This is a genomic window from Rhodoferax sp. SPJ21, from assembly GCF_058216335.1.
Genome location: NZ_JBYZMO010000001.1, coordinates 1,382,652 through 1,402,077 on the forward strand (window position 1 = coordinate 1,382,652; position 19,426 = coordinate 1,402,077).

17 protein-coding genes are annotated in these 19,426 nt (G+C 63.5%); 3 read left to right on the forward strand and 14 right to left on the reverse strand.

Annotated elements, in window-relative coordinates:
- Positions 1–81: 81 nt before the first annotated feature.
- Positions 82–1,332, reverse strand: coding sequence for an ABC transporter substrate-binding protein (locus AC4BBN_RS06285; protein WP_490591091.1), 1,251 nt, complete (start codon positions 1,330–1,332; stop codon positions 82–84).
- 263 nt (positions 1,333–1,595) lie between these two features.
- Between AC4BBN_RS06285 and AC4BBN_RS06290 the strand changes: the two genes are divergently transcribed.
- Genes AC4BBN_RS06290 through ruvC form a run of 3 tightly spaced genes read left to right on the forward strand, consistent with a single transcriptional unit; the run spans position 1,596 to position 3,797 of the window.
- The gene (locus tag AC4BBN_RS06290) at positions 1,596–2,222 is read left to right on the forward strand and encodes a lysophospholipid acyltransferase family protein (RefSeq protein WP_490591092.1); all 627 of its coding nucleotides are present in this window, start codon (positions 1,596–1,598) and stop codon (positions 2,220–2,222) included.
- Complete coding sequence (locus AC4BBN_RS06295; protein WP_490591093.1) at positions 2,219–3,208, forward strand: phosphatidate cytidylyltransferase; 990 nt, start codon at positions 2,219–2,221, stop codon at positions 3,206–3,208. Before AC4BBN_RS06290 ends, AC4BBN_RS06295 begins: the two co-directional genes overlap by 4 nt.
- A 40-nt stretch (positions 3,209–3,248) precedes the next feature.
- Complete coding sequence (ruvC, locus tag AC4BBN_RS06300; protein WP_490591094.1) at positions 3,249–3,797, forward strand: crossover junction endodeoxyribonuclease RuvC; 549 nt, start codon at positions 3,249–3,251, stop codon at positions 3,795–3,797.
- Positions 3,798–3,819: 22 nt separating this feature from the next.
- Here the strand turns inward: ruvC and AC4BBN_RS06305 are convergent, their stop codons facing one another.
- From AC4BBN_RS06305 to AC4BBN_RS06365, 13 genes are all read right to left on the reverse strand, one after another.
- Positions 3,820–5,406, reverse strand: a complete 1,587-nt coding sequence (locus tag AC4BBN_RS06305; RefSeq protein ID WP_490591400.1) for a methyl-accepting chemotaxis protein — start codon at positions 5,404–5,406, stop codon at positions 3,820–3,822.
- Between the two features lie 150 nt (positions 5,407–5,556).
- The gene (locus AC4BBN_RS06310) at positions 5,557–5,733 is read right to left on the reverse strand and encodes a hypothetical protein (RefSeq protein WP_490591095.1); all 177 of its coding nucleotides are present in this window, start codon (positions 5,731–5,733) and stop codon (positions 5,557–5,559) included.
- Positions 5,734–5,743: 10 nt separating this feature from the next.
- The gene (gene lpxC / locus AC4BBN_RS06315; protein ID WP_490591096.1) at positions 5,744–6,667 is read right to left on the reverse strand and encodes a UDP-3-O-acyl-N-acetylglucosamine deacetylase; all 924 of its coding nucleotides are present in this window, start codon (positions 6,665–6,667) and stop codon (positions 5,744–5,746) included.
- A gap of 290 nt (positions 6,668–6,957) precedes the next feature.
- Positions 6,958–8,175 carry a cell division protein FtsZ gene (gene ftsZ / locus AC4BBN_RS06320; protein ID WP_490591097.1) on the reverse strand — a complete coding sequence of 406 codons (1,218 nt, stop codon included), beginning with the start codon at positions 8,173–8,175 and terminating at the stop codon, positions 6,958–6,960.
- Positions 8,176–8,331: 156 nt separating this feature from the next.
- The gene (ftsA, locus tag AC4BBN_RS06325) at positions 8,332–9,561 is read right to left on the reverse strand and encodes a cell division protein FtsA (RefSeq protein WP_490591098.1); all 1,230 of its coding nucleotides are present in this window, start codon (positions 9,559–9,561) and stop codon (positions 8,332–8,334) included.
- Positions 9,562–9,648: 87 nt separating this feature from the next.
- Entirely contained in the window at positions 9,649–10,449 is an 801-nt protein-coding gene (locus AC4BBN_RS06330; protein ID WP_490591099.1) for a cell division protein FtsQ/DivIB, read from the reverse strand.
- A gap of 2 nt (positions 10,450–10,451) precedes the next feature.
- Entirely contained in the window at positions 10,452–11,408 is a 957-nt protein-coding gene (locus AC4BBN_RS06335; protein ID WP_490591100.1) for a D-alanine--D-alanine ligase, read from the reverse strand.
- Positions 11,409–11,413: 5 nt separating this feature from the next.
- Positions 11,414–12,838, reverse strand: coding sequence for a UDP-N-acetylmuramate--L-alanine ligase (murC, locus tag AC4BBN_RS06340; protein WP_490591101.1), 1,425 nt, complete (start codon positions 12,836–12,838; stop codon positions 11,414–11,416).
- On the reverse strand, positions 12,835–13,899 hold the full coding sequence (murG, locus tag AC4BBN_RS06345; protein ID WP_490591102.1) for an undecaprenyldiphospho-muramoylpentapeptide beta-N-acetylglucosaminyltransferase: 1,065 nt from the start codon (positions 13,897–13,899) through the stop codon (positions 12,835–12,837). The genes murC and murG overlap by 4 nt, the downstream gene beginning before the upstream one ends.
- Before the next feature lie 85 nt (positions 13,900–13,984).
- Positions 13,985–15,241, reverse strand: coding sequence for a putative lipid II flippase FtsW (ftsW, locus tag AC4BBN_RS06350; protein ID WP_490591103.1), 1,257 nt, complete (start codon positions 15,239–15,241; stop codon positions 13,985–13,987).
- Entirely contained in the window at positions 15,238–16,848 is a 1,611-nt protein-coding gene (murD, locus tag AC4BBN_RS06355; RefSeq protein WP_490591104.1) for a UDP-N-acetylmuramoyl-L-alanine--D-glutamate ligase, read from the reverse strand. The genes ftsW and murD overlap by 4 nt, the downstream gene beginning before the upstream one ends.
- 4 nt (positions 16,849–16,852) lie before the next feature.
- Positions 16,853–18,031 (reverse strand): phospho-N-acetylmuramoyl-pentapeptide-transferase, encoded by a 1,179-nt coding sequence (gene mraY, locus AC4BBN_RS06360; protein ID WP_490591105.1) that lies wholly within the window; start codon positions 18,029–18,031, stop codon positions 16,853–16,855.
- Complete coding sequence (locus AC4BBN_RS06365; RefSeq protein WP_490591401.1) at positions 18,021–19,421, reverse strand: UDP-N-acetylmuramoyl-tripeptide--D-alanyl-D-alanine ligase; 1,401 nt, start codon at positions 19,419–19,421, stop codon at positions 18,021–18,023. Before AC4BBN_RS06365 ends, mraY begins: the two co-directional genes overlap by 11 nt.
- Between the last annotated feature and the right edge of the window lie 5 nt (positions 19,422–19,426).

The following is a 19,426-nucleotide window of genomic DNA, read 5'->3' on the forward strand; positions in this document are numbered from 1 at the left end:
TGCCGGGCCGCTGGGTTCGCCCCCTGCAAGGGGGTTGGCGGCCACGCGAAGCGGGCAAGCCTGGGGGTGAGTCAAATACTTTTACTTGGTTGCAGCAGCGGAAGCGATGTTCTTGATGGCAGCGTCAACGCTGATCTTGTCGTCGTTCCAGAACTGGCTGACCGCGTCCTTGATGGCGCCTTCAGCAGCAGGGCTCACAGCCATGCCGTGGGCGATGGAAGGCACCAGGCTGCCGGTCTTGGCGGTGTCCACGAAGTCCTTGGCGGACAGCTTGGCGCAGTCGTCAAACTTGTCCATCTTCATGTTCAGACGCACAGGGATGGAACCCTTGTTCAGGTTGAAGATTTCCTGGAACTCGGTGCCCATGATGGCGGCAGCCAGGTCGCCCTGGGCCTTTTGCGCGTCCTTGTCCTTCAGCTTGAACATGGCAAACGAGTCCACGTTGTAGGTGTATGCGTTGGCCGTACCAGGCGCAGCAGCGCACAGGAAGTCCTTGCCTGGCACCTTGCCAGCAGCCAGGAACTCGCCCTTGGCCCAGTCACCCATGAACTGGAAGCCGGCCTTGCCTTGCATCACCAGGGCGGTGGTCAGGTTCCAGTCGCGGCCTGCGGAGGCTGCGTCGGTGTAACCCTTGATCTTGCGGAAGGTTTCCAGGGACTTCTTCATGGTGTCGCTGGTCAACGCCTTGTTGTCCAGCTTGACCAGTGCATCGCTGTAGAACTTGGCACCACCCACACCCAGCACCACGGTTTCAAAGGTGGTGAAGTCTTGCCAGTTTTGGCCACCGTGGGCCACGGCGATGAAACCGGCAGCCTTGATCTTGTCGGCAGCAGCAAAGAATTCAGCGTAGTTCTTGGGCATGCCGGTCACGCCAGCCTTCTTCAGCACTTCGGGGTTGGCCCAGACCCAGTTCACGCGGTGCACGTTGACCGGAGCTGCAACGTAGTTGCCCTTGTACTTCATGCCATCGGCCACGGCCTTGGGCAGCAGGCTGTCCCATTGTTCGGCCTTGGCGGTAGCGTCCAGGTTGGCCAACACACCTTCAGCAGCCCATTCCTGGATCGCTGGGCCCTTGATCTGGGCTGCGGCAGGGGGGTTGCCCGAGACGACGCGGCTCTTCAGCACGGTAGCGGCATTGTCGCCACCGCCGCCAGCCACAGCGAAGTCCTTCCACACATGGCCCTTGGCCTGCATGATCTTCTTCAGCTCGGCAACCGACTTGGCTTCGCCACCGGAGGTCCAGTAGTGCAGTACTTCGACCTCGCCGGCCTGGATAGCACCTGCGGACACCACTGCAACCATGGCGAGCGCCAATTTGGAAAGCTTCAACATCTATGTCTCCTGGATTTGCCGCCCCCGACTTTATGCGGATTGGTACGGCAAAGGGTTGGCTCAACCGGGCACCGCGCCCTGCTGATTCGTTAATTTTTCATTAATTAACAAAAAATGAACACTAGGGATTTCCCTGGGCGTGCGTAAAGATCTCTCACCAACATTCAAAATGTATAGCACTATACGCAGGACATATATGCGCCGGCGGTCATTTTCGCCCCATAAAAAATAAGCGGAATCACCCGGCGTTTATGATCGCCGCCATGCTTGCAAAGATCATGGGGTTTGTTTTACTGGGCCTGGTGCGGGTGCTGACAGGCGCTCAAGCCCGCTGGTACGGCTGCCCGCCCAAGGCGGAGCAGCGCATTTATTTTGCCAACCACCAAAGCCATGCCGACCTGGTGCTGATCTGGGCCGCCCTGCCCTCCGAGCTGCGCAGCATCACCCGCCCCATCGCCGCCAAGGACTACTGGACCGCCTCGCGCTTCAAGCTGTGGCTGACTACGGCGGTGTTCAACGCCGTCTACGTAGACCGCAGCCGTAGCAAGGACGCCAGCGGCGTGGAGCAAGACCCGTTGGAGCCCCTGGTGGAGGCACTCGAAAGTGGCGACTCCATCATCCTGTTCCCCGAGGGCACGCGCGGCCATGCGCCCGAGCCCCAGGCCTTCAAGGCTGGGCTGTACAAGCTGGCGCAGAAATTCCCGCATGTGGTGCTGGTGCCAACCTGGATACACAACGTGCAGCGCGTCATGCCCAAGGGCGAGGTGATTCCGGTCCCTGTGCTGTGCTCGGTCACCTTCGGCACACCGATGCAGCTGGAGCCAGATGAAGACCGCAACGCCTTTTTGGACCGGGCGCGCGCCAACGTGATCGCGCTGAGAGAAATATGAACCAGTTCCTGCGCAGCCTCAGCGGTACGCAACAGGTCGGGGCGATGTTCGTCCTGGTGTTTGGCGTGCTTTTGCTGGCCAGCGGGGCGCTGCTGCTGTTGTCGCTGCGCGAGCGTGACGACAACGCGTTTGGCGCGGCCTTTGGCGCCGAGCTGGACAATCTGCGCCGGGTACTGAAGAACACCTGGTTCATGGCCGGTGTGTTCTGGCTGTGCTGGGCAGTGGGTGGCTGGGTGGCGATCACGCTGTTCGCCCTGGTTGCCTTCTTTGCGCTGCGCGAGTTCATCACCCTGTCGCCCACCCACCGGGGCGACCACCGCAGCCTGATCCTGGCCTTCTTCGTGGTGTTGCCGGTGCAGTTCTGGCTGGTGGGCGGCAAGCATTTCGACCTGTTCACGGTGTTCGTGCCGGTCTACGTGTTTCTGGCCCTGCCTATCGTGGGAGCCCTGGCCGACGACCCGCACCGCTTTCTGGAGCGCAATGCCAAGATGCAGTGGGGCATCATGGTCTGCGTCTATGGTACCAGCCATGTGCCGGCGCTGGTGCGGCTGGACTTCCCGGGCTACCAGGACAAGGGCGCCTTCCTGGTGTTTTTCCTGGTGCTGGTGGTGCAGACCTGCATGCTGGTACAGCACCTGGCAGCCCGCAAGCTCAAGCGAGCACCCCGCGCGCCACACATCAGCCAAAGCTTCAACTGGACAAGCTGGGGCATAGGTGTGGCGGCAGGCGGCCTGCTGGGCGGGCTGCTGGCCGGCATCACCCCGTTCAAACCAGGCCAGGCCCTGGCGATGGCGCTGATTGCCTGCGTGGCCGGCTCGCTGGGCCACCTGGTGATGAAGGCGCTGAAGCGCGACCGGGGCATCACCAACTGGGGAAGCGAGGGCCAGTCCATCACCGGCGCCAGCGGCCTGCTGGACCGGGTAGACGCGCTGTGCTTTGCCGCCCCGATCTTCTTCCACTCGGTTAGATGGTATTTCAGGTTGTAGCGCATACTCCACCTGCACTAACAGCTACAAATTAAATAGCATGCGACTTTTAGGCATAGACCCCGGCTTGCAGACCACCGGCTTCGGCGTCATCGACGTGGACGGCTCCAACCTGGGCTATGTGGCTAGCGGCACCATCAAGACCACCCACCTGGACCTGGGCCAGCTGCCGGCGCGCATCAAGATCTTGTTCGATGGCATTTGCGAAGTCAGTGCACGCTACCAGCCAGACGCAGCATCGGTGGAGATCATCTTCGTGAACGCGAACCCGCAATCGACGCTGCTGCTGGGGCAAGCGCGCGGCGCCTGTCTGGCGGCGCTGGGCTGCAGCAACCTGCCTGTGTCCGAATACACCGCGCTGCAAATGAAGAAAGCCGTGGTCGGCCACGGCCGGGCCGACAAGTCACAGGTGCAAGAAATGGTGAAGCGGCTGTTGAAGCTACCCGTGCTACCAGGCAAGGACGCGGCGGACGCGCTGGGCATGGCCATCACCCACGCCCACGTGGGCCACGCTATGGCCCGCCTGGCCCAGGCCACACCACTGGCTCGCAAGACCAGCGGCATGTACCGCGACGGGCGCACGCACTAAACGCGCGCCTGGCGCAGCCAGATTAGCTGTGCCCGATAGCCAGGTGTGAACGGCCCTGTTCGTCGTTGAGCTTGAAGCGGCGCACCGCGCTGTTCAGGTGCGCGCACTGTTCGCGCAGTGATTCAGATGCAGCCGCAGACTCTTCGACCAGCGCGGCGTTTTGCTGCGTCATGGTGTCCAGATGCTGCACCGTGGCACCCATCTCGCCAATGCCACGGCCCTGCTCGGCGGCCGAGGTGGCGATCTCACGGATGATGTCGGCCACGCCGCGCACACTGCCCACGATCTCGCCCATGGTCTGACCGGCATCGCGCACCTGCTGGGCACCGCTATTGACGCTGACCACCGAGGCGCCGATCAGGGATTTGATCTCGCCCGCAGCCTGGGCCGAGCGCTGGGCCAGGTTGCGGACTTCGCTGGCCACCACGGCAAAACCACGGCCCTGCTCGCCAGCACGCGCGGCTTCCACGGCGGCATTCAGCGCCAGGATATTGGTCTGGAACGCGATGCCGTCAATCACGCCAATGATGTCGGCGATTTTCTTGGAGCTGGCATTGATGTCGTCCATGGTGCGCACCACCTTGGACACCGCCGCACCGCCGCGCTCGGCTACCTCGGCCGCACTCGACGCCAGGCGGTTGGCATGGGCAGACGAGTCGCTGTTCTTTTGGGTGGTTTCATGCAGCTGCTCCATGGAGGCCGAGGCCTCTTCCAGGCTGGCAGCGGTCTGTTCGGTGCGGTTGCTCAGGTCCTGGTTGCCGGACGCCATTTCGCCGCTGGCCAGGGCGATACGCTCACCGGCCTCCATCACCTGGCGCACCAGGCCGCGCAGTGCGTCCTGCATCAGACCCATGGCTTGCACCAACTGGCCCACCTCGTCTTGGCGGGTCGCGCTGACCTCTTCCGACAAATCACCCTGTGCAATGCGGTTGGCCAAGGCCTGGGCGCGGGACAAGGAGCCAGTGATGGAGCGCACCGTCAAGACCGTCACAGGCACCAGGACCAGCAATGCCAGCACAACCATGCCGATCTGCAGGCGCAGCAGCATATTGGTGCGTGTATCGATGTCGTGCACCGCCGCACGCATCTGGGCGTGCGAGTTGACCGACAGCTCGCCCAGCAGCTTGTCTACCGCGTCCATTTGCGGCGCCACACGCCCGGCATAGGCAGCAGCCACCGATCCGTCGATCTGCGCAGCTTCAATCTGCCCAAGCACCGGGGCGATCGTATCTTCGTATTCCTTGAGCAGAGCCGGCGCCTTGCTCAGCGTTTGCACGGGGCCGGTAGCCGCGTATTTGCCCTGCAGCAACAGGCCCATCTGTTTGCGCAGCGAGGCCAGGGACTGCCCCCAGGCCGTGCGCAGATTGGCCACTTCCACCGCGTTATTGGCATTGACGATGGCGTCCTTTTCGATACGCCTTACCTGTGCCAGCGAGAAGCGCAGTTCGCCCACATCCACCAGCACCTGGACCTGCTCGTCCACCAGGGCATCCAAGGTGGAGCGGGTGTCGCTCAGCGCCCAGGCGCCGACCACGCCAACCAATAGAAGCACAGCCAATGAAAACACCATGCTGAAGTACAGCCGGGCGCGGATGGACAACTTTTTCATAGCTTGCACGGGGCACCTCTGTTGTATCAAAAGGTTACGATAACGCAACTTCCGTTCCAGCCTGAGAGGGTAATCCAGACAACGACTGAAGTGTCAAAAACTTTGTTGGATATTAGTACCGCGAATACGGGACCGCCTCCAGCGGCGCAGCTATGCGATACGTTCGAGTATCAAAACGCCGAAAAACCCCAATGCCGCCAGCACGGTCCACTTCAAGATGCGCAGCCCCCAGTGCCGAAAGCGTTGCTGCCCCGTGCCGACATAGAACGCAAAACACACTCCCGCCGCCAGCAGCAGGAACAGCACGGCCCAGCGAAACAGCAGCATAGTGCTGGTGCTACCAGGCCCGCGCGAGCTGGGCGAAGCCGCTAGGCGCCTTGGCGGCGTCTTCAAAGGTCACGATCTCCCAGGCCTCCGGGCGCAACATCAGTTCACGCACCAGCTTGTTGTTCAAGGCGTGGCCGGACTTCATGGCGGTATAGCTGGCCAGCAATGGCTTGCCCAGCATGTACAGGTCGCCCATGGCATCCAGCACCTTGTGCTTCACGAATTCGTCGTCGTAGCGCAGGCCGCCGGCATTCAGCACCTTGTAATCGTCCATCAGGATGGCGTTATCCATACCGCCGCCCAGGCCCAGACCGTTGGCGCGCAGCATCTCGGCGTCGCGGGTGAAGCCGAAGGTACGCGCGCGCGCGATGTCGCGGGTATAGGAATCCGAGCCCAGGTCGAACTCCACATGCTGGCCAGTGGAGTCCACTGCCGGGTGGTCAAAGATGATGTCGAAGCTGAGCTTGTAGCCGTGGTATGGCTCCAGCCGCGCCCATTTTTCGGCACTACCCGTGCCTTCGCGCACTTCCACAGCCTGGTTCACGCGCAAGAAGCGGCGCGGCGCGTTTTGCAGCTCGATGCCCGCCGTTTGCAGCAGGTACACAAAGGCGGCTGCCGATCCGTCCAGGATGGGCACTTCTTCGGCGGTGATATCCACATACATATTGTCGATACCCAGGCCGGAGCAGGCCGACATCAGATGCTCGACAGTGGACACCTTGGTCGAACCCACGGATACGGTCGTGGCCATGCGGGTATCGGTCACGGCCGTCACCGTCATGGGAATCTCGACGGGCACCGCCAGATCGATGCGCCGAAACACAATGCCGGTATCTGGTGGCGCGGGCCGCAAGGTCAGCTCGACACGCTGACCGGTATGCACGCCAACACCGACGGCACTGGTCAGGGACTTGAGAGTTCTTTGCTTGAGCATGCCGCGATTTTAGTTGCCCGCCCCGCCAACCACGATGAGCATGGTTGATGGCGGAGATTGGCGAAATTCATCCTCGAAATCACTGCATGCAAATGGAGAAGGGTAAAGCGTAGCGAGCGGGCCGAGGTCGCAGCGCGGAGCGAAGCCGTACTTCGTTACGGTGAGCACCACAGCTGCGAGATCGGTTCGCGCAGTAGCTTTACACCTCCGCACGCTGCCGGGCCGCCCCAAGGCGAGCGTGGCCCCCTTGGGGGGCAGCGACGACGCGCAGCGCGGAGCGTGGGGCAACATCAATCAGCTTGTTTGCGCAGGAATGCGGGGATCTCGTAGTCGTCCATACCGCCAGACGACAAGGCATCGACACGGGCGCTGGCCTGGGTACGGTTGGGCGTACGCCAGACGGCTGGGCCACGCAAGGCTTCGTAATCGGGCTGGGCAATACCACCCACGGCTGCAGCGCCGGCACCCATGCTGGTCGCAGGCAGGGTGAAGCCGACGTTGTCGGTACCCGTGCGTTGCACCACCACTTGCAGCGGGGCTGCAGCGCGGCGCTTGCTCAGGCCGGTGGCCACCACGGTCACGCGGATCTTCTCGCCCAGGCTGTCGTCGTAAGCCGTACCGTAAATCACATGCGCATCAGGAGATGCATAGGCGCGGATGGTGTTCATGGCCAGCTTGGATTCGCTCAGCTTCAGCGAGCCCTTGGCTGCGGTGATCAGCACTAACACGCCCTTGGCGCCCGACAGGTCGATGCCTTCCAGCAGTGGGCAGGCCACGGCCTGCTCGGCAGCGATACGCGCACGGTCCGGACCGTCAGATACGGCGGTACCCATCATGGCCTTGCCAGGCTCACCCATGACGGTGCGAACGTCTTCAAAGTCAACGTTCACATGGCCGGGGACATTGATAATTTCGGCAATACCGCCCACGGCGTTCTTCAGCACGTCGTTGGCATGGGCAAAGGCTTCGTCCTGGGTGACGTCATCGCCCAGCACTTCCAGCAGCTTCTCGTTCAGCACCACGATCAGCGAATCCACATTGGCTTCCAGCTCGGCCAGGCCGTTGTCGGCATTGGCCATGCGCTTAGGGCCTTCGAAGTCGAAAGGCTTGGTGATCACGCCCACGGTCAGAATGCCCATTTCCTTGGCCACGCGTGCGATCACGGGCGCTGCGCCGGTACCGGTACCACCGCCCATGCCGGCGGTGATGAACAGCATGTGGGCGCCGTCGATGGCGGCACGGATGTCGTCTACCGCCATTTCGGCCGCTTCACGTCCCTTGTCGGGCTTGCTGCCGGCGCCCAGGCCGCTTTGGCCCAGCTGGATGGTCTTGTGCGCCACGCTACGGCCCAGGGCTTGCGCGTCGGTGTTGGCGCTGATGAACTCCACGCCTTGCACAGAGCAGCCAATCATGTGCTCGACAGCATTGCCGCCGCCGCCGCCAACACCGATCACTTTGATCTGGGTGCCCAGGTTAAATTCTTCGACTTCAATCATTTCGATAGGCATGTGTTTCTCCTGATATTCCAATTAAATGCAGTTGCTGTATGAATAGGTACTTGTTGTTTTTCTAAGAGGCATGTCACCTCCAGGGCGGATGGCAACTTCGCCATCGCCCACTTAAAGGGGGGCTTCCCCGTGCCAGCCAGATCTTGGTCTGCATGGTCAGAAGTTCCCCACAAACCAGTCTTTGACGCGGCCTACCGCTGTCTTCATGGACCCGTTTTTCTGCGCCACCTTGAAGCCGCGCAGACGGCCGATGCGCGCCTCTTCCAGCAGACCCATGACGGTGGCAGCACGGGGCTGGGCCACCATGTCAGACAAGGCACCACGGTACTTGGGCACGCCACGGCGCACCGGCTTCAAAAAGATGTCTTCACCCAACTCGACCATGCCGGGCATGACCACGCTACCGCCGGTTAAAACGATGCCGCTGGACAAGACTTCTTCAAAGCCTGACTCACGGATGACCTGGGCCACCAGCGAATAGATTTCCTCCACACGCGGTTCAATCACACCGGCCAGAGCCTGGCGGCTCAGCATGCGCGGGCCACGGTCGCCCAGGCCCGGCACTTCCACCTGCGCCTCGGGGTCGGCCAGCAATTGCTTGGCGTAGCCGCTTTCAACCTTGATGTCTTCTGCGTCCTTGGTCGGCGTGCGCAAGGCCATGGCGATGTCGCTGGTGATCAGGTCGCCGGCGATCGGGATCACCGCAGTGTGGCGGATCGCGCCATTGGTGAAGATCGCCACGTCGGTGGTGCCGGCGCCGATGTCCACCAGCGCCACGCCCAGTTCACGTTCGTCTTCGGTCAGCACCGACAGGCTGCTGGCCAGCGGGTTCAGCATCAGTTGGTCCACATCCAGACCGCAGCGGCGCACGCATTTGATGATGTTCTCCGCCGCGCTCTGGGCGCCGGTGACGATATGCACCTTGGCCTCCAGGCGGATGCCGCTCATGCCGATAGGCTCTTTCACGTCCTGGCCGTCGATCACGAACTCCTGCGGCTCGACCAGCAGCAGGCGCTGGTCGGTGCTGATGTTGATCGCCTTGGCGGTTTCCACCACACGGGCTACATCGGCAGCGGTCACCTCACGGTCTTTCACCGCCACCATGCCACTGGAGTTGATGCCGCGGATATGGCTGCCGGTGATGCCGGTGTAGACGTGCGAGATCTTGCAGTCTGCCATCAGCTCGGCCTCTTTCAAGGCCAGCTGGATGCTTTGCACCGTGGCGTCGATATTCACCACGACGCCGCGCTTCAGTCCGTTGCTCGGGGCCACACCAAAGCCGGCCAGCTTCAGCTCGCCACCGGGCATGACCTCTGCCACCACGACCATCACCTTGGCCGTGCCGATGTCTACGCCGACGACCAAGTCTTTGTACTCTTTTGCCATAGTTCGTCCTGTATCAGTCTATTTTTCAAAGCGCCCTGGCCGGCTTGCGGGCCGCTAGGACGCTGTGAAAAATGGATTCAATGGTCCTCAATGGTCCACGGGCAGCGCTTTGCGCACTGCAGGAGCAGCCACCGTCGTCACACCGCGCAAACGCAGCGCATAACCCTCTCCGTAGCGCAAATCCGCCTGCTCCACCGCGTTTGCCCCGCGCCCGTACTGGCGCGCCACCTGGGTCACCGTGCCCAGAAAGCGCTGCAGACGCTGCGTGATCTCGTCGCTGGTGCCACGCCCCAGTTCGATCACACCGCCGGAATCCAGCTGGGCGCGCCAGCCGCCCCGGTTGGTCAGCTCCAGCTCGTCCAGCGACACATCCAGCGGGCTGAACATGGGCTGCAGCGTGTGGTACATGCCCAGCACCTGGCCGGACTGCCCATCAGGGCCATTGAGGTGGGGCAGGTCATCACGCTCCACCTCGTCCACGTTGGCCTCAAAGACTTCGCCAAAGTTGTTCAGCAGGCGGGACGAATCCTCATCGCCCCAATAGGCCGCCACCTGGTGCTCTTGCAACACCACCTTCAAACGATTGGGAAACTCGCGGCGCACAACGGCCCGACGCACCCAGGGCACGGCCTCGAAGGCGGCGCGGGCGGCCGCCAAGTCCACGGTGAAGAAAGTGCCCTTGATCTTGCCCCCCAGGTTGGCGCGCAGGGTGACTTCGTTGTTGTGCGCTACGTCGCCCACCACCGAGATCGACTGGATGGCGAACATGGGCTGGCGTGCAGCCCATTTCACCAAGCCGGCCACACCCAGGACGAGCGCGCCCAGGAACAGCACCGTCGCGGTGGCGTTCATGAGTTTCACGTCCATAGGAGTAGGCAGCTTTTGCATGTTCAGGCAGCCTCAGTTCCGTAGTCCAGGGCAGCGGACTGCAGCAGGCGCAGGCACAGCGCCTCATACGAAAGACCTGCCGCCCGCGCCGACATGGGCACGAGGGAATGGCTGGTCATACCGGGCGAGGTATTGATCTCCAGCAGATAGGGCTTGCGCGTCTTGGCGTCGATCATCACGTCGGCGCGGGCCCAGCCACGGCAGCCCAGCGTCAGATAGGCCTGGCGCACCATGGCCTGGATGGCAGCCTCTTCGCCGTCGGGCAGGCCGCAGGGCACCAGATACTGGGTGGTATCGGTGAAATATTTGTTCTGGTAGTCGTAGTTGCCCTCGGGCGCCACGATGCGTATCACTGGCAGCACCTCGGCCTGTGCGCCGGTGCCCAGCACGGGCACGGTCACCTCATCACCACTGACAAATTGCTCGCAGAGCACGCTAGCGTCCAGCTGCGCGGCCAGGGCGTAAGCGGCATCCACTTGCTCCAGCGTCAGCACCTTGGTCAGACCAATGGTGGAGCCCTCGCGCGCAGGCTTGACGATCATGGGCGCGCCCAAATGGGCAAAGGCGTCGCGCGCAGCCTCGGCGCTGTCCACCACAAACCAGCCGGGAGTGGGCAGGCCTTCGGCACGCCAGATGCGCTTGGTCATGACCTTATCGATACCGATGCTGGAGGCCATCACGCCGGAGCCGGTGTAAGGAATGCCCAGCAACTCCAGCGCGCCCTGCACCGTGCCGTCTTCACCGAAGCGGCCATGCAAGGCGATGAAGCAACGCGCAAAGCCATCGCGTTTGAGCTCGGACAGGTCGCGCTCGCCGGTGTCGAAGGCATGTGCATCCACACCCTGGCTGCGCAGCGCGGCCAGCACGCCGGTGCCGGACATCAGCGAAACCTCGCGCTCCGCCGATGCGCCGCCCATGAGCACGGCGACTTTTCCAAGGTTCAGGTTAATTGGGGTCATAGCGCTTATGCAGCCTCCACGGATTGCTCTTTTTTCGATAGCATATCAACGACCTTGGCGGGCACGGCACCAATGGAGCCTGCGCCCATGCACAGCACCACATCACCATCTCGGGCGTTGTCGTAAATGGCCTGCGGCATGGTGGCGATGTCGTCCACAAACACCGGCTCCACCTTGCCCGCCACGCGCAGAGCGCGTGCCAGCGCACGGCCGTCGGCGGCCACGATGGGTGCCTCTCCAGCGGCGTAGATTTCGGACAGCAGCACCACGTCGGCCTCGCCGATCACCTTGACGAAATCCTCGAAGCAGTCGCGGGTGCGGCTGTAGCGGTGCGGCTGGAAGGCCAGCACCAGGCGCCGCCCAGGGAAGGCGCCGCGCGCCGCAGCCAGGGTCGCGGCCATTTCCACCGGGTGGTGGCCGTAGTCGTCCACCACGCTGAACTGCCCGCCGCCCTGCGCTGGCAGATCACCATAGGGCTGGAAGCGCCGGCCCACACCCTGGAAGCTGGCCAGCGCGCGCTGCACGGCTTCGTCGGGGATGTTCAGCTCCACCGCGACAGCAATCGCCGACAGTGCATTCAGCACGTTGTGCCGACCCGCCAGATTCAAAACCACCGGCAGATCGGGCAAGGTCACGCCGTTGCGCCGCTGCACCGTGAAGTGCATTTGCCCACCCACGGCGCGCACGTCGATGGCGCGCACCTGGGCGCCCTCTTCAAAGCCGTAGCTGGTGATGGGGCAGGTGACATCCGGCAGGATGGAACGCACGCCGGGATCATCAGTGCACAGGATGGCCGTGCCGTAGAACGGCATGCGGTGCAGAAAGTCCACAAAGGCCTGCTTCAGCCGGCCGAAGTCGTGGCCATAGGTTTCCATGTGGTCGGCATCGATATTCGTCACCACCGCCATCACCGGCAGCAGGTGCAGAAAGGACGCGTCGGACTCGTCGGCCTCGACCACGATGTAGTCGCCATTGCCCAGCTTGGCGTTGGCACCCGCGCTGTTCAGCCGACCACCGATCACAAAGGTGGGGTCCAGGCCAGCCTCCATCAGCACGCTGGACACCAGGCTGGTGGTGGTGGTCTTACCGTGCGTGCCGGCGATGGCTATGCCCTGCTTTAGGCGCATCAGCTCGGCCAGCATCAGGGCGCGGGGCACGATGGGCACGTGGTTTTCGCGCGCGGCCAGCACCTCGGGATTGTCGGCCTTGACCGCCGTGGAGGTAACGATGGCGTCCGCCCCGGACACATTCGCCGGGTCGTGGCCGATGAAGGTGTGTATGCCCAGGCCGCCCAGGCGGCGCAGGGTGGCGCTGTCGGACTGGTCAGAGCCGGACACCACATAGCCCAGCTTGTGCAGCACCTCGGCAATCGCCGACATGCCCGAGCCGCCGATGCCAACAAAGTGCAAATGTCTTACAGCGTGTTTCATGCAGCGAGCTCCTCACAGGCGGCGACTACGGCTTCAGTAGCCCCTATTTTTTGCATCATTTTTGCCTTTTGCGCAGATTCCACCAGCGTGGATCGCTCTAATTTTTGTAGCATTTCTGCCAATCCCTGGGGCGTCAGTTCGCGCTGCGGCAGCAGCCAACCGGCTCCTGCCTGCACCAGGAACCGCGCATTCACCGTCTGGTGGTCATCCACGGCCGCGGGGAACGGCACGAACAGCGCAGCCGCTCCCACGGCGGCCAGCTCGGTCACCGTACTGGCGCCGGCGCGGCAAATCACCAGATCGGCATCCGCATAGGCCTGGGCCGTGTCGTCGATAAAAGGCGTCAAGTCGGCCTCCACGCCGGCGGCAGCGTAGCTGGCGCGCAAGGCGTCGATCTGCTTGGCGCCACTCTGGTGCAGCACACTGGGGCGTTGCACAGCGGGGATCATGGCCAGGGCTTGAGGAACGGCGTCGTTCAAGGCCTTGGCCCCCAGGCTGCCGCCCACCACCAGCAGGCGCAAGGGCCCGCTGCGCTGCGCGAACCGACTGGCCGGATCGGCCTGATTCAGAAAAGCAGTGCGCAGCGGATTGCCCACCCAGCGGCCACGCGGCAGCACATCCGGAAAGGCAGTAAAGACACGCTTGGCCAGCCGCGCCAGCAGCTTGTTGGCCGTACCGGCCACGGAGTTTTGCTCGTGCAGTACCAACGGCTTGCCCAACAGCGCAGCCATCACGCCGCCCGGGAAGGTGATATAGCCGCCCAGGCCCAGCACCACGTCCGGGCGCACCCGGCGCAGCACCTGCAGGCTTTGCCAGCAGGCCTTGCCCAGGCGCAACGGCAGACGCAGCAGCGTGCCCAGGCCCTTGCCACGCACTCCGCCAAACTCCACCGATTCAAAGGCAAAGCCACGCGGCGGCACCAACTGCTGCTCCATGCTGCCGGGCACACCCAGCCAGTGCACGCGCCAGCCCCGCTCGCGCAGGGCCTCGGCCACGGCCAGGCCGGGGAAGATATGCCCCCCGGTGCCGCCAGCCATCACCAGTGCGCACTTCTGGGTCATACGCGCACTCCGTGCATCAACACGGCGCGTGCCGCACCGCTCACCGCTCGCGCGGTGTTGCCAATTTTGGTGAAACAGGCAAATGTCATACGCGCACTCCGTGCATCAGTTGCCTGTTTTCAAAATCCACTCGGAGTACGACCGCAAGCGCAATCAGGTTCCACAAAATGGCAGACCCGCCGAAACTCATCAAGGGCAAGGTCAGGCCCTTGGTCGGCAATGCGCCCAGGTTCACGCCCATATTGATAAAGGTCTGGAACCCCATCCACAGGCCCACACCCTGCGCTACTAAGCCTGCAAACAGGCGGTCCAGGGCGATGGACTGGCGGCCTATGTGCATGATGCGACGGATCAACCAGAAGAACAGGCCGATCACACAGATCACACCCGCCAGGCCAAATTCTTCGCCGATCACGGCCAGCAAAAAGTCGGTATGCGCCTCGGGCAGCCAGCTCAGCTTTTCGACGCTGCCGCCCAGGCCCACGCCAAAAATTTCGCCACGCCCGAAGGCGATCAGCGAGTGCGATAGCTGGTAGCCCTTGCCCAGGGCGTGCTTCTCGCTCCACGGGTCGAGGTAAGCAAAGATGCGCTCGCGCCTCCATTCGCTAAAGGCAATCATCAGGCCGAACGCGGTGACCAAAATGGTGGCGATCAGGAAGAACATGCGCGCGTTCACGCCGCCCAGAAACAGAATGCCCATGGCGATCACCGCGATCACCATGAAGGCGCCCATGTCCGGCTCGGCCAGTAGCAGCACGCCGATGACAGCCACGGCTGCGCCCATGGGCAACACGGCGCGCAGGAAGTTCTCCTTCACGTCCATCTTGCGCACCATGTAGTCGGCCGCGTACACCACGATGGCGAACTTGGCCATCTCCGAGGGCTGGAAGTTCATGATGCCCAGAGGCAGCCAACGCCGCGCGCCGTACACAACCCGGCCCACGCCGGGAATCAGCACCGCCACCAACAGCAACAGCGACACAATGAACAACCAGGGCGCCCAGCGCTCCCAGGTGCGCATAGGCACCTGGAAGGCAATCAAGGCCGCCACGAAGGCCACGCACAGGAAAGCGGCATGCCGCACTAAGAAAAAGTTGTGGTCGTACTTGGCAAAGCGTGGGTTGTCCGGCATGGCGATGGAGGCGGAGTACACCATCACCAGCCCCCAGGCCAGCAGCGCCACGGTGACCCAGACCAGGGCCTGGTCGAAGCCACGCACGCGTGCCGGCTGGCTGGGCGTGCGCGAAAAGCCGCTGGCACCCAAACGCACAGGCAGGGCATCGGCCGCCGCCTTGGGCAGGCCCTTGAACCAGTCGCTGAAGCGCAAGGACAGGCCGCTCATGCTGCCCCCCCGATGTCGCCATTGGCCAGTGCCTGCACGGCCTCTACGAACACCTGGGCCCGGTGTTCGTAGTTCTTGAACATGTCAAAACTGGCGCAGGCCGGCGACATCAGCACTGCGTCGCCGGGGTGGGCGCGCTGCGCCGCAAGTTGCACGGCTTCGGCCATGTTGGGGGCGTCGAGCATGGCAACACCAGCGCCGTCCAGCGCAGTGCGGATCAGCGGCGCGTCGCGGCCGATCAGCACCACGGCGCGGGCGTACCGGGCGACAGGCGCCGCCAGCGGCGTGAAGTCCTGGCCCTTGCCCTCACCGCCCAGAATCAAAACGATGCGGCGATCAGCGCCCAGGCCGACCAGGGCCGCCACGGTGGCCCCCACATTGGTGCCCTTGCTGTCATCGAAATACTCGACTTCGCGCACCGTATTCACCGACTCCACGCGGTGCGGCTCGCCCTGGTATTCGCGCAGGCCGTACAACATGGGCGCCAGCGCGCAACCCGCGGCACTGGCCAGTGCCAGGGCGGCCAATGCGTTTACCGCGTTATGCCGGCCACGGATGCGCAGGGCATCGGCCGGCATCAAGCGCTGGATGTACAAATCATCAGCGGCTTCGCTGCGTTTGCGCTTGGTCTCGTCGGCCTCCAGTGCGCGCACCAGCCAGGCCATGCCATTGACGATTTCGATGCCGAAGTCACCGGGCCGCTGGGGCATATCTGCACCAAAGGTGGTGTGGCGGCGCAGCTGCGGCTTCTGCAGGCGCAGCTTGATGGGCGCGGGCAACATGGCCATCACGCCTGGGTCTTCGCGGTTCAGCAGCATCAGGCCATGCTGGCCAAAGATGCGGGCCTTGGCAGCAGCATAGGCCTGCATGCTGCCGTGCCAGTCCAGGTGGTCCTGCGTCAGGTTCAATACCGCGGCCGCCGTGGGCTCGAAGCCTCGGGCTGCATCCAGCTGGAAGCTGGACAGCTCCAGCACCCAGACCTCAGGCAAGGTGCCGGCATCGATATGGCCAGCCAGGGTATCCAGCAGCGTGGGGCCAATATTGCCGGCAACGGCCACTGTCTTGCCCGCGCGTACCACCAGTTGGCCGGTCAGCGAAGTCACCGTCGTCTTGCCATTGGTGCCAGTAATGGCCAGCACGGCGGGTTGGTAGCCCTCAGCTTCAGCCGGGGCCGCAATCACCGGGGCCTCGCCGTCGTCAGACAGCTCTACGGGTGCCAGGTCTTCCTCGGGCTCGGGCTGGGCGTCGCTTTCTGGCACAGCGGTGCTCTGGCGCAGATCGGCCAGCGCCTGGGCAAACAGGTCCAGCTCGCCGCCCACACGCAGACCGGCGCGCTGCGCCTCGTCCAGCACCGGGGCCAGCACCTCGGGAGCCAAACCCGGCGACCGGTAAATCGCCTGCATGCCGTTCGCCAGGGCCGCCGTGAACGGGCCACCGACAAACACGGCGCCAGGTACTTCCTGCTGCAAGGTGGCCAGCTGCGGCGGCGCCTCGCGCGTGTCCGCCACCGTGACCTGCGCGCCGTGGCGGGCGCACCAGCGCGCCATGGCCAGGCCGGACGCACCCAGGCCCAGGATCACGACAGGAAGGTCTTGCAAGTGGCGCATGTAATTAACGCAGCTTCAGGGTGGACAGGCCCACCAGGCACAACAGCATGGTGATGATCCAGAAACGCACGACGACCTGCGTTTCCTTCCAGCCGCTTTTCTCGAAATGGTGGTGCAGTGGCGCCATCTTCAGGATGCGCCGACCCGTGCCGTATTTCTTCTTGGTGAACTTGAACCAGCTGACCTGCAGCATCACCGACAAGGCCTCGACCACGAAGATGCCGCCCATGATGGACAACACCACTTCCTGGCGCACGATGACGGCAATGGTGCCCAAAGCACCGCCCAGGGCCAGAGCCCCTACATCGCCCATAAACACCTGGGCCGGATAAGCGTTGAACCACAGAAAGGCCAGGCCGGCGCCGGCCATGGCGGTACAGAACACCAGCAGCTCGCCCGCACCCGTGATGTGCGGCAGAAACAAATAGCGCGAAAACACCGAGCTGCCCGTCACGTAGGCAAACACGCCCAGTGCCGAGCCCACCAGCACCACCGGCATGATGGCCAGGCCGTCCAGGCCATCAGTCAGGTTCACCGCATTACTGGAGCCCACGATCACCAAATAGGTCAGCACCACAAAGCCCAGCACGCCCAGGGGGTAGCTCACTTCTTTAAAAAAGGGCAGCATCAAACCGGCCTTGGGCGGCAGGTTCAAATCAAAACCAGACTGCACCCAGCTCAGGAACAGCTCCATCACCCGCAGATTGGAGTTTTCAGAAATACTGAACACCAAATACAAAGCGGCCACCAGGCCGATCAGCGACTGCCACATGTATTTCTCACGTGAACGCATACCCTCGGGGTCCTTGTTGACCACCTTGCGCCAGTCGTCCACCCAGCCTATGCCTCCAAAGCCAAAAGTCACCAGCAGCACGATCCAGACAAAACGGTTCGACAGGTCAACCCACAAAAGTGTGGAGATGGCGATGGACAGCAGGATCAGCACGCCGCCCATGGTGGGCGTGCCCTGTTTGACCAGATGGCTTTCCATGCCGTAGCCGCGGATGGGCTGGCCGATCTTCAGCGCGGTCAGGCGGCGGATCACTGCCGGACCCGCAGCAATTCCGATCAGCAAGGCCGTCATGGCCGCCATCACCGCACGGAAAGTGAGGTACTGGAAAACGCGAAAAAACCCGAACTCGGGCGCCAGGGTTTGCAGCCACTGGGCAAGACTAAGCAGCACGGGACGGTTCCTTTGGATGTTGTTCTTGTGGATCAGCCTGGGCTGCGATGAATGCGACCACGCGCTCCATCTGCATGAAGCGCGAGCCTTTGACCAGCACGCTGGCCATATGGGGTAACTGCTGCTGCACGGCGGCCAGCAGCGTATCGATGTCTTCGAAATGCACGGCGCCCGCAAACTGCGCGCTGGCATGGGCCGACAGGCTTCCCAGGGTCAGCAGACTGTCGATGCCGCTGTCCCGGGCCTGGATGCCGGCTTCGGCGTGGAACTGCAGCCCCTGGTCGCCCACCTCGCCCATATCGCCCAGCACCAGCATGCGCGGCCCAGGCAACGCGGCCAGCACCTGTACGGCCGCTTTGACGGAGTCGGGATTGGCGTTGTAGGTATCGTCCACCACGGTCAGGCTGCGCCCGCCCATGGGCACGGCCAGCGCACGCGAGCGGCCCTTGACGGGCTCGAACACCGACAAGCCCTGGACCACGGCGGTCAACGGCACGCCGGCCGCCAAGGCGCACGCAGCAGCGGCTAATGAATTCTTGACGTTGTGCAAGCCTGCAATGCGCAAGCGGTAGGACAGCGTTCCCGCCGGGGTGTGGGCGCGGACCTCCCAGGCGCCATCGGCCCAGACGGGAGGTTCGGCGTACACGTCGGCATCGGCCAGTGAAAACTGCAGGCAGCGGTGTGCACCCGCCAGGCCCAGCCATACCGGTGTGTAGTCGTCGTCTGCCGGAAAGACGGCCGCGCCGTCTGCAGGCAGTGCGGCCAGCACGCTGCCATTTTCCTCGGCGACAGCCTCTACCGTGGCCATAAACTCCAGGTGCTCGCGCTGTGCGTTGTTCACCAGGGCCACCGTGGGCTGCGCCATGGCGGCCAGTGCGGCGATTTCACCGGGGTGGTTCATACCCAGCTCGACCACAGCCAGGCGGTGGTGAGCACGCAAGCGCAACAGCGTCAACGGCACGCCGATGGCGTTGTTGTAATTGCCCTGGGTGGCCAGCGTGGCTTCCGGCTCCACTGCCCGCAGTATGGACGCCAGCATTTGCGTCACCGTAGTTTTGCCGTTGCTGCCGGTCACCGCGATCAGCGGCAGGCGGTACTGGGCGCGCCAACCGGTCGCCAAGGCACCCAGCGCCACCAGGCTGTCGTCCACTTCGATGCACGGCAAACCCGGCAGCGCATGGCCATGGTGGCAGATTGCGGCTGCAGCACCCTGGGCACGGGCTCGCTCCAGCAGCAGGTTGGCGTCGAAGTTGTCGCCCTTCAGCGCAACGAAGAGATCGCCGGCTTGCAGGCTGCGGGTATCGGAGTGCACGCGGTGGATGGCCACCGTCGCATCGCCACTGATGCGTGCGCAGGGAATCCAGGCAGCCGCCTGTTGCAGCGTCATCATGGCGC

What these genes read in the sequence shown, in the direction of transcription:
- murG (WP_490591102.1), bottom strand. Translation starts at nt 13,899, where the DNA reads ATGACCCAGAAGTGCGCACTGGTGATGGCTGGCGGCACCGGGGGGCAT.
- AC4BBN_RS06365 (WP_490591401.1), bottom strand. Translation starts at nt 19,421, where the DNA reads ATGATGACGCTGCAACAGGCGGCTGCCTGGATTCCCTGCGCACGCATC.
- lpxC (WP_490591096.1), bottom strand. Translation starts at nt 6,667, where the DNA reads ATGCTCAAGCAAAGAACTCTCAAGTCCCTGACCAGTGCCGTCGGTGTT.
- AC4BBN_RS06330 (WP_490591099.1), bottom strand. Translation starts at nt 10,449, where the DNA reads ATGCAAAAGCTGCCTACTCCTATGGACGTGAAACTCATGAACGCCACC.
- AC4BBN_RS06335 (WP_490591100.1), bottom strand. Translation starts at nt 11,408, where the DNA reads ATGACCCCAATTAACCTGAACCTTGGAAAAGTCGCCGTGCTCATGGGC.
- ftsW (WP_490591103.1), bottom strand. Translation starts at nt 15,241, where the DNA reads ATGAGCGGCCTGTCCTTGCGCTTCAGCGACTGGTTCAAGGGCCTGCCC.
- AC4BBN_RS06295 (WP_490591093.1), top strand. Translation starts at nt 2,219, where the DNA reads ATGAACCAGTTCCTGCGCAGCCTCAGCGGTACGCAACAGGTCGGGGCG.
- ruvC (WP_490591094.1), top strand. Translation starts at nt 3,249, where the DNA reads ATGCGACTTTTAGGCATAGACCCCGGCTTGCAGACCACCGGCTTCGGC.
- AC4BBN_RS06305 (WP_490591400.1), bottom strand. Translation starts at nt 5,406, where the DNA reads ATGAAAAAGTTGTCCATCCGCGCCCGGCTGTACTTCAGCATGGTGTTT.
- AC4BBN_RS06290 (WP_490591092.1), top strand. Translation starts at nt 1,596, where the DNA reads ATGCTTGCAAAGATCATGGGGTTTGTTTTACTGGGCCTGGTGCGGGTG.
- AC4BBN_RS06285 (WP_490591091.1), bottom strand. Translation starts at nt 1,332, where the DNA reads ATGTTGAAGCTTTCCAAATTGGCGCTCGCCATGGTTGCAGTGGTGTCC.
- murD (WP_490591104.1), bottom strand. Translation starts at nt 16,848, where the DNA reads ATGCGCCACTTGCAAGACCTTCCTGTCGTGATCCTGGGCCTGGGTGCG.
- ftsZ (WP_490591097.1), bottom strand. Translation starts at nt 8,175, where the DNA reads ATGCCTATCGAAATGATTGAAGTCGAAGAATTTAACCTGGGCACCCAG.
- ftsA (WP_490591098.1), bottom strand. Translation starts at nt 9,561, where the DNA reads ATGGCAAAAGAGTACAAAGACTTGGTCGTCGGCGTAGACATCGGCACG.
- AC4BBN_RS06310 (WP_490591095.1), bottom strand. Translation starts at nt 5,733, where the DNA reads ATGCTGCTGTTTCGCTGGGCCGTGCTGTTCCTGCTGCTGGCGGCGGGA.
- murC (WP_490591101.1), bottom strand. Translation starts at nt 12,838, where the DNA reads ATGAAACACGCTGTAAGACATTTGCACTTTGTTGGCATCGGCGGCTCG.